At 60.8% G+C, this 1,731-nt stretch carries 2 protein-coding genes; both read right to left on the bottom strand.

Translation table 11 applies throughout. The annotated features are described in order from the left end of the window. On the bottom strand, positions 1–326 hold a 326-nt coding region (locus OC445_RS26870; RefSeq protein WP_262020453.1), incomplete at its 3' end, for a hypothetical protein. After that, positions 274–1,731 (bottom strand): hypothetical protein (locus OC445_RS26865; RefSeq protein ID WP_262020452.1); only part of this gene is annotated, 1,458 nt, incomplete at its 5' end. The genes OC445_RS26865 and OC445_RS26870, both read right to left, overlap by 53 nt.

Genomic DNA, 1,731 nt, shown 5'->3' with positions numbered 1-1,731 from the left:
TCGCCCACGCCACGGCTGATCAGCACCTCGGTGATCTCAGAATACCGCGGCATCGCCTCATCACTACGTGTCAACGTGTAGAACACCGTCACCGACTCATCCAGGTTGTTCTCCACGTAGTATTTTTCGATGTCGTGGGTGGTGGTGGCGCCATTCACGGCCACTTGCACTGGCACTTCGGTGCGGGCGCCCCGGCCAAGCCAGTACATGCGGATCCAGTCGCCGCGCAGTGTTTCGCCAAACGGTGCAAACACGGTGGCGTAGGCGCCTACATCATCCGGATTCAGCTGGCCGCTGACCGCCTTGTCGACAATCGGCTTGGGCATCGTACGCTTGATCTGACCCACCACGATCTGCAACCGCAGGGACTCCTGCGGGCGGCCGCCGGGCCGGGTGTGGGCGTAAAACACGTCGGTCAGGTGGCCGTCGAAACGCCGCAGTTCGTCGGGGGTATACCGTAAACAACAAATCCCCACCGGCCGTGGGCGGAATATCGTCGACCTCGCGGCCGATGCGATGTTCGATGGTGTTATCGGCGCTGCTGACCCGGAAGATGACTTCGATATAACCGTCCTTCGGCCAGCTCCCTTGAAGGGGGAAGCGTACGGTCGCGTCGACATCCGGCTCGATATGGCCACCCTGGTCCTCGTCTATCGTCGGCGCCGGCCACCTGACGACTTGCCCCACGACGTCCAGATAGAGTTTTTCGGAAGGCTGTTGCACCGCGCCATTCTGATACAGGGCATGCACACTCGCGCTGCCTTCGGCAATCGCGCTCACCAGCGCGTTGGGAACCTCAAAGGTATAAAGGCCTGCTCTACTGAGTTCTTCGGTGTGCGTATAAGGGATCGAATTGCCTTCACTGTCCAAACCGGCCCAGATCAGCGTCACGTGGGAATAGGCGCTAGCCTCTTGGGAGAGGACCCAAAGGGCCACTTCCACATCCCAACTGCCCAGTTCCGCGAGGTCGATTTTCGTACCGGTGTCTGGAAACTGCAGCCACGGCGCTTCGGGGCGCACCTCATTGAGGTGCACATCAATCAACGACACCGCCGACCAGCGCGCCCGCTCCTCCGGCAGATTGCCGCCCGCGTCCCGCACCTGGTAAGCCACGCGCGTAAGCCGGTTATTGCCCGCGGCGCTGATAGTGGCGTAGTCGACGGTCAAGGTGATGTCACGGCCCACTTCGCCGGGTTGGACCCGGTGCTGAACCACTTGCGAGCCCCAGGCCAGAGTGATCAGGTCATAAGCGCGCATGTTTAGCCAGTAGCGAATGATGATCTTGACACCCGCCAGTGCCTGCTGCTGGTTGACGCCATGCAGCAAAACCTCCGGTGGGACCTCATACGCCAGCCCCTGGTGGCCGGGCAGACTGTCTTTGTCTTCGCCACCGGGGCGAGTCAGGCTGACCCGTAACTTGATTTCTTCGGTGAATGACTCATTGCCGCTGCTGCGCCTTAGCATGCCACGTACACCGTCGACCAAGTACGGGACGATATGGTGCGCGGGAACAGTCATCGGGAACAGGTCAAGGTTTTGCTCGCCTTCGCGAATCGGCGTAGAGGCCACGGGAATATTACGGTTGCCCCAGAACAGTGAGGCAACACTGCCCGGAGTGACGCCATCTTTGGGGTTGATCAGGTAGACCACCAACGGCACCTCGGTATGCCGCAGGCCGATACCGCCATGCGCCCCTTCGATATCACCATCAATGGCCGGTTCCATCAGCGG

It is taken from the genome of Pseudomonas sp. Pse35 (assembly GCF_024519715.1).
In the GTDB taxonomy this organism is placed as follows: Bacteria; Pseudomonadota; Gammaproteobacteria; order Pseudomonadales; family Pseudomonadaceae; genus Aquipseudomonas; species Aquipseudomonas paracarnis.
The sequence above is the reverse complement of the archived record's forward strand: the minus strand, read 5'-3'. Positions and strand labels throughout refer to the sequence as shown.